Raw genomic sequence first — 4,082 nt, 5'->3', positions numbered from 1 at the left:
CCCTGACGTGGCTCCAGCTTGCCATCGTCCTTGCGAACCCAGCCGCCTTGCCATTTTTCCTGATTTTCCCATTGCTTGGGGTAGCCGATACCCGGCTTGGTTTCCACATTGTTGAACCAGGCGTATTCGACGCCATCGCGACTGGTCCAGACGTTTTTACAGGTGACCGAACAGGTGTGGCAGCCAATACACTTGTCGAGATTCAGCACCATGGCTACTTGTGCGCGGATTTTCATTTTGCTGCTCCTTCTTCAACGCGCGGCCCTTCCAGCCAGTCCACCTGCTTCATCTTGCGCAGGATCACGAATTCGTCCCGGTTCGAGCCGACGGTGCCGTAGTAGTTGAAACCATAAGCCTGCTGGGCATAGCCGCCGATCATGTGCGTGGGTTTCAGTACCGTGCGGGTGACCGAGTTATGGATGCCGCCGCGTTTGCCGCTGGTTTCCGCGCCTGGCACATTCACGATCTTTTCCTGTGCGTGGTACATCAGGCACATGCCCTTGGGCACGCGCTGGCTGACCACCACGCGCGCGGTGAGCGTGCCGTTGCTGTTGAACACTTCGACCCAGTCGTTGTCCACGATGCCCGCCTGTTTGGCTTCGGCTTCGGAAATCCACACGTGCGGCCCGCCACGGCTGAGTGTCAGCATGCGCAGGTTGTCGGAGTAGGTACTGTGGATGCCCCACTTCTGGTGCGGCGTAATCCAGTTCAGCACCAGCTCGTGATTGCCATTACCCACTTTGCCCAGCATCGGCTTGATCGTTTTGGTGTCGATGGCCGGCTTGTACACGCAGAAGCCTTCACCGAAATCCAGCATCCAGCGGTGATCCTGATAGAACTGCTGGCGGCCGGTGAGCGTGCGCCAGGGGATCAGCTCGTGCACATTGGTATAACCGGCGTTGTAGCTGACTTCTTCGCTTTCCAGACCACTCCAGGTCGGCGCAGAAATGATCTTGCGCGGCTGGGCCTGCACATCGCGGAAGCGGATCTTGTCGTGCTCGCGGCCAATCGCCAGATGCGTATGATCGCGGCCGGTGATCTTGGAGAGCGCCTCCCATGCCTTGACCGAGACGTGGCCATTGGTTTCCGGCGCAAACGTCAGAATCATTTCGGCGGCATCGATGGCGGTTTCCAGTTTCGGCCGACCCTGACTTACACCCGGCTCGCTTACCGTTTTGGTCAGACCCGCGATCTCATGCACTTCGTGCTTGGTGTCCCAGTTGATGCCCTTGCCGCCGTTGCCCAGCTTGTCGAGCAGCGGGCCGATGGAGGTGAATTTCTTGTAGACGTCAGCGTAATTGCGTTCTACCACCATCATGTTCGGCGCGGTCTTGCCCGGAATCAGGTCACACTCCCCGTGCTTCCAGTCCTTCGGTTCCAGCGGCTGACCAAGTTCACCCGGGGTATCGTGCATCAACGGTTGCAGCACCACATCCTTGCGGGTACCCAGTGCCGGGCCACCAATTTCGCTGAATCGCTTGGCAATCAGCTTGTAGATTTCCCAGTCGCTCTTGCTTTCCCACAGCGGTTGCACGGCTTCACTCAGCGGGTGAATGAAGGGGTGCATATCGGACGTATTCAGGTCGTCTTTTTCGTACCAAGTGGCAGTCGGCAAGACGATATCGCCATACAGACAGGTGGTGCTCATGCGGAAATCCAGCACGGTGAGCAGGTCCAGCTTGCCTTCGGCAGCTTCCTCTCGATACGTTACTTCGCTCGGGCGGATGGCTTCGCCCGGATCGTCAAACAAGGCGTTTTGCGTACCCAGCAGATACTTGAGGAAATACTCGTGCCCCTTGCCGCTGGAGCCCAGAATATTGGAGCGCCATACAAACATATTGCGCGGGAAATTCTTGGGATTATCCGGATCTTCGCAGCTCATGCGGATGTCGCCGGACTTCAGCTGTTGCGTCAGGTAGGCCGGTACGTCCATGCCCGCAGCGGCGGCTGCATCGCAGATATCCAGCGGATTGGTTTCCAGCTGTGGCGCTGAGGGTAGCCAGCCCATGCGTTCGGACTTGGCGTTGTAATCGATCATCGATAGCTTGCCGAGTTTGGATGCATCGGCTGTCGGTGCGAGAATTTCCTCGACATGCAGCTTCTCATGACGCCATTGGCTGGTGTGGGCATAGAAGAAGCTGGTGCCATTCATCTGGCGGGGTGGGCGCACCCAGTCGAGCGCGAAGGCCAGAGGCGCCCAACCGAATTGCGGGCGCAGCTTTTCCTGACCCACATAATGCGCCCAGCCGCCACCGCTTTGACCCACGCAGCCGCACATCATCAGCAGATTGATGATGCCGCGATAGGTCATATCCATGTGATACCAGTGGTTCAGTGCCGCACCCACAATCACCATGCTCTTGCCGTGGGTGTCATGTGCGTTCTGGGCAAATTCACGCGCCACCTGAATCACCAGATCGCGCTTCACGCCGGTATGTTTTTCCTGCCAGGCCGGGGTGTAGGGCACATCATCGTCGTACGAGGTGGCGACATTGCCGCCGCCCAGACCCTGATCCACGCCATAGTTGGCCAGTTGCAGATCATGTACCGTCGCGACGCGCGCGGTGCTGCCATCGGCAAGCGTGACAACCTTTACGGGGACGTTTCGGACCAGCAATTCATCGTGCTCGGCCCCGAAATAGCTAAAGCCCACGCCCACGACTTCATCGGCGCGATCCTTCAGTGTCAGCACCGGATCGATTTCACGTCCGCTGCCGCCATCTTTCTGTTCCAGATTCCAGCGTCCAACCTTGCCGGTGTTGGCTTTATCCTCACCCCAGCGGAAGCCCACCGAGCCATTCGGCGTAACCATATCGCCTGTGCTGGCATCAATGGCGACGGTTTTCCAGTCGGGATTGTTGGATTCGTAGAGATTGCCCGGCAGGTGCGATGCGCGCAGGAAATGGTCCGGCACCCAGCAGCCATTTTGCTGCTTCAGGGTCACCAGCATCGGCATGTCGGTGTATTGCTTCACGTAGGACGTGAAATAGTCGGATGGATGGTCGCGGTGGAATTCGCTCAGCACCACATGGCCCATCGCCAGTGCCAGTGCGGCATCTGTGCCTTGTTTCGGGGCCAGCCAGATATCGCCGAATTTCACCATTTCGCCGAAGTCGGATGAGACGGCGACCGTCTTGGTGCCCTTGTAGCGGACTTCGGTATAGAAGTGGGCATCCGGCGTACGTGTCATCGGCACGTTCGACCCCCACACCATCAGATAGGTGGAGTTGTACCAGTCGGCGGACTCGGGTACATCGGTCTGTTCACCCCAGATTTGCGGGCTGGCGGGCGGCAAATCGCAGTACCAGTCGTAAAAGCTCAGGCAGGCGCCACCAATCAGGCTCAGATAACGGGCGCCAGCGGCATAGCTCACCATCGACATCGCCGGAATGGGCGAGAAGCCGATCACGCGATCCGGGCCGTATTTTTTCACGGTATAGGCATTCGCCGCCGCGATCATTTCCGTGGCGGTATCCCAGTCGGCACGTACAAAGCCGCCCTGACCACGCACGCTCTTGTAGGCTTTGGCTTTGACCGGATCTTCGACGATGGATGTCCAGGCGGCAATCGGATCGAGCGTTTTGCGGGCCTCGCGCCACATGGCCATCAGGCGGCCGCGCATCATCGGGTATTTCACGCGCTGGGCAGAGTACACATACCAGCTATAGGATGCTCCGCGCGGACAGCCGCGTGGCTCATGATTAGGCAGATCCGGGCGGGTGCGCGGATAGTCGGTCTGCTGGGTTTCCCAGGTGATCAGGCCGTTTTTGACATACACCTTCCAGCTGCACGAGCCGGTACAGTTCACGCCGTGCGTGGAACGAACAATCTTGTCGTGGGACCAGCGGCTGCGGTAGCCGTTCTCCCACTTGCGGTCTTCATCGACAACAGCGCCATGACCATCGGCGAATGTGGATTTGACGCGCGAGAGGAACTTCAACCGGTCGAGAAAATGACTCATCTTGTATCTCCATGGCAGGCGCAAACGCGCCCCGTCTGATCCGCAGTGTGCGCGAGGCGACAACGGGCGACCATTGACCAAAGGAGGGGGAAAGATGATGCAGGCGGCGTAGTTCTTTAGG

General features: G+C 58.7%; 2 protein-coding genes. Both read right to left on the bottom strand.

The genetic code is table 11. The features are described 5' to 3' along the window. Nucleotides 1-236, bottom strand: a 236-nt coding sequence (gene narH / locus KSF73_17210) for a nitrate reductase subunit beta (GenBank protein MBV1777463.1), incomplete at its 3' end; no start/stop codon positions are given. Further along, nucleotides 233-3,961, bottom strand: coding sequence for a nitrate reductase subunit alpha (locus KSF73_17205; GenBank protein MBV1777462.1), 3,729 nt, complete (start codon nucleotides 3,959-3,961; stop codon nucleotides 233-235). The genes narH and KSF73_17205, both read right to left, overlap by 4 nt. Between the last annotated feature and the right edge of the window lie 121 nt (nucleotides 3,962-4,082).

It is taken from the genome of Burkholderiaceae bacterium DAT-1 (assembly GCA_019084025.1).
Classification (GTDB): Bacteria; Pseudomonadota; Gammaproteobacteria; order Burkholderiales; family Chitinimonadaceae; genus DAT-1.
Note: the sequence above shows the minus strand (reverse complement) of the source record. Positions and strands in the feature narration are given on the sequence as shown.